Origin of the sequence: Nocardiopsis sp. TNDT3 (assembly GCF_003427465.1) — a bacterium.
GTDB lineage: Bacteria > Actinomycetota > Actinomycetes > Streptosporangiales > Streptosporangiaceae > Nocardiopsis > Nocardiopsis dassonvillei.
The window spans coordinates 1-2,864 of sequence record NZ_QPFC01000903.1; the positions used below are offsets into that span (position 1 = coordinate 1).

Sequence of the window (2,864 nt, forward strand, 5' to 3'; positions counted from 1 at the left end):
CCGCCACAGGACCCGACGGGCACCGGGGCGGGCCCGGAACCCGACGCCGCGCGGCCCGCGCGGCGATCAGTCGGCGGGGCGGTGCAGCAGGAACGCCCCGGCGTAGACGGGCCGGTCCGCGCGCTGGCCGTCGGTGGCCACGTACTCGTCCAGGACGGCGACGATGCGGCGGTCCAGCTCCGCCACCTCCTCGTCCGACAGGTGCAGCACGAAGCGCGAGTAGGTGCGCACCGACTCCGGTCCGGCCTCGCTCAGCTCCTGCTGGAAGGCCTCCACCGGCGCGACGGCGGAACCGGCGTCGGTGTCCAGAAGGGGGCCGTCCAGCCACCAGGTCTCCCCGGTGGCGCGGTAGGGCTTCTCCAGCGCGCCGCTGGCCCCGGTACGCACGGGCGCGGGCAGCAGCAGGCCCGCGTCCACGAGCTGGCGGACGTGGTACAGGACCGTGCCCGGGGTGACCTCCAGACGGTCGGCCAGCTCCTTGTTGGTGAGCTCCCGGGTCAGGCAGAGCCGCAGGATGCGGACCCGCAGCGGGTGGGCCAGGGCCTTGGCCTCCTGGACCGTGGCCGGTCGTCGCGTGCGCGGGCGGCGGGCGGTCCCGCTCTGTTCCGGTTCTCCCATGTCCCGAGGGTAACAACGGTCGGCTTCCGGCAATCGATTGAGTTTTATCAATCGATCTGTCATTCTCGACCGCATGACGGAAGCCGACCCCCCGCACACCCCTCCCCCTCCGGTACCGCGCCCGCGCCCCGCGCCGATGGGCGCCGCCTTCTGGAACCTGTGGACCTCCTCCGCCCTGTCCAACCTCGCCGACGGCGTCCTGAAGACGGCGCTGCCGCTGGTGGCGCTGCGCTTCACCGACTCCCCCGTCCTCATCGCCGGGGTGACGTTCGCGCTGACCCTCCCGTGGCTGTTCTTCGCGCTCCCGGCGGGCGCCCTGGCCGACCGGCTCGACCGGCGCCGGACGATGCTCGGCGCCAACCTCGCCCGGGCGCTGCTGCTCGGCGTCCTGGCGCTGTCCCTGGCCCTGGACCTGGGCTCGGTCGGGCTGCTGTACGCGGTGGCGCTGTGCGTCGGGGTCACCGAGACCCTCTACGACACCTCGGCCCAGTCGATCCTGCCGCAGGTGATCGGCCGCGACCGGCTCCCCCGGGCCAACGGGCGGCTGCACGCCGCCGAACTGACCGCGAACCAGTTCCTCGGGCCTCCCCTGGGCGGCCTGCTGGTGGCGGCGGGCGCGGCGGCGGCCTTCACCGCCCCGGCGGCGCTGTGGCTGGTCGCGGTGGGCGCGCTGCTGCTGGTGCGCGGCCGGTTCCGGACCGCGCGGGCCGCGCCCGCCACCCTGCGCGCCGACATCGCCGAGGGGCTGCGCTTCCTGTGGCGCGACCGGATCCTGCGCTCGTTCGCGGCGATGGTGGGCGCCAGCAACTTCGCCAGCAACGCGGCCTTCACCGTCTTCGTGCTCTTCGCGGTGGGTCCGGACTCGCCCATGGGCCTGTCCGAGCCCGCCTACGGCCTGCTCATGACCGCCGTCGCCGCGGGCAGCGTGGTGGGCGCCCTGTGCGCCGGGCGGATCGAGCGACTCTTGGGACGCACCCGGGCGCTGCGGACCTGCGCGCTGACCTTCGCCGTGCTCGTGGGCCTGCCCGCGGTGACCGCCGACCCCGTCCTGGTCGCGGCGGGCTTCTTCGCGGGCGGGGTGGGGATCGCGGTGTGGAACGTGGTCACGGTGTCGCTGCGCCAGCGGATCACCCCCGACCCCCTGCTCGGCCGGGTGAACAGCGCCTACCGTCTGCTGGCATGGGGCACCATGCCGCTGGGCGCCGCGACGGGCGGCCTCATCGCGGAGTTCCTGGGACTGACCTGGGTGTTCGCCTCCATGGGGCTGCTGTGCCTGGGGCTGCTCGCCGGACTGGCCCGGTTGGACGACGCGGCCCTGACCGCGGCGGAGCACCGGGCCGACGAGAGCCGGCAAGCCCCCGGGGACCGGTGAAAACCGGTGGACTCCCCCGACCGCGCGGTGGAGCATGGGGGACCATGACCCCACCCGAGGAAGAGGTGCTGGAGGGCGGCAACGTCGCCGACCAGGTGGTGCGCGTGGGACGGACCGTGCGCAAACCGTGGCGGCGCTCCTCCCCTTCGGTGCTGCTCCTACTCACGTACCTGCAGGCGTGCGGCTACGAGGCGTCCCCTTCCGCGGTCGGCAGGGACGAGCGGGGCCGCCAGGTGCTCGGGTACGTGCCGGGGACGATGGCGGACCGGACGGCGCCGATGACGGAGGGGGAACTGCGTCGGCTGGGCGGGACGATCCGCCGCCTCCACGACCTGACCGCCGCGTACCGGCCCCCGGAGGAACCGGTGTGGGAGGTGCCCATCCCGCACGAGCGCGAGGAACTCGTCTGCCACAACGACCTGGCGCCGTGGAACCTGGTGCGCGACGGAGACGCCTGGACCTTCATCGACTGGGACAGCGCCGGTCCGGGCACGCGCATGGGCGACCTCGGATACGCCGCGCACGGGTTCGTGCCGCTGCACGAGGGCGGGGACCCCCGGCGCGACGCGCGGCGGCTGCGCGCCCTGGCCGACGGGTACGGGTGCGACGGGGCCCAGCGCCGTGAACTGCCCGACGCGGTCCTGGGGCGCGTGCGCGGCATGTACGACCTGCTGACGGAGGGCGCGCGGACGGGTGAGCAGCCGTGGGCGCGCCTGCACGCGGAGGGGCACGCCGACCACTGGGGACCGGCGTCGGAGTACGTCGAGCGCAACCGCCAGCTGTGGCGGGAGGCGCTGCTGCGCTGACGGGGGTCTCGCGCCGCCCGCCGACCCCCGCGGACGCGACGCCCGCAGACCCGCCCGCGCCTTCCACC

The 2,864-nt window shown here is 74.9% G+C and carries 3 protein-coding genes; 2 read left to right on the plus strand and 1 reads right to left on the minus strand.

Annotated features, from left to right (window positions below; genetic code table 11):
- Positions 1 to 66: 66 nt before the first annotated feature.
- Positions 67 to 618, minus strand: coding sequence for a transcriptional regulator (locus tag DQW06_RS21365; RefSeq protein ID WP_013153289.1), 552 nt, complete (start codon positions 616 to 618; stop codon positions 67 to 69).
- A 136-nt stretch (positions 619 to 754) separates the two neighbouring features.
- Between DQW06_RS21365 and DQW06_RS21370 the strand changes: the two genes are divergently transcribed.
- Both DQW06_RS21370 and DQW06_RS21375 read left to right on the plus strand, forming a co-directional pair.
- A complete protein-coding gene (locus DQW06_RS21370; protein ID WP_117199176.1) occupies positions 755 to 1,990 on the plus strand; it encodes an MFS transporter in 1,236 nt (411 codons plus the stop codon).
- Positions 1,991 to 2,034: 44 nt separating this feature from the next.
- Positions 2,035 to 2,796, plus strand: coding sequence for a phosphotransferase (locus DQW06_RS21375; protein ID WP_117199177.1), 762 nt, complete (start codon positions 2,035 to 2,037; stop codon positions 2,794 to 2,796).
- Positions 2,797 to 2,864 lie beyond the last annotated feature (68 nt).

What these genes read in the sequence shown, in the direction of transcription:
- DQW06_RS21365 (WP_013153289.1), bottom strand. Translation starts at nt 618, where the DNA reads ATGGGAGAACCGGAACAGAGCGGGACCGCCCGCCGCCCGCGCACGCGA.
- DQW06_RS21370 (WP_117199176.1), top strand. Translation starts at nt 755, where the DNA reads ATGGGCGCCGCCTTCTGGAACCTGTGGACCTCCTCCGCCCTGTCCAAC.
- DQW06_RS21375 (WP_117199177.1), top strand. Translation starts at nt 2,035, where the DNA reads ATGACCCCACCCGAGGAAGAGGTGCTGGAGGGCGGCAACGTCGCCGAC.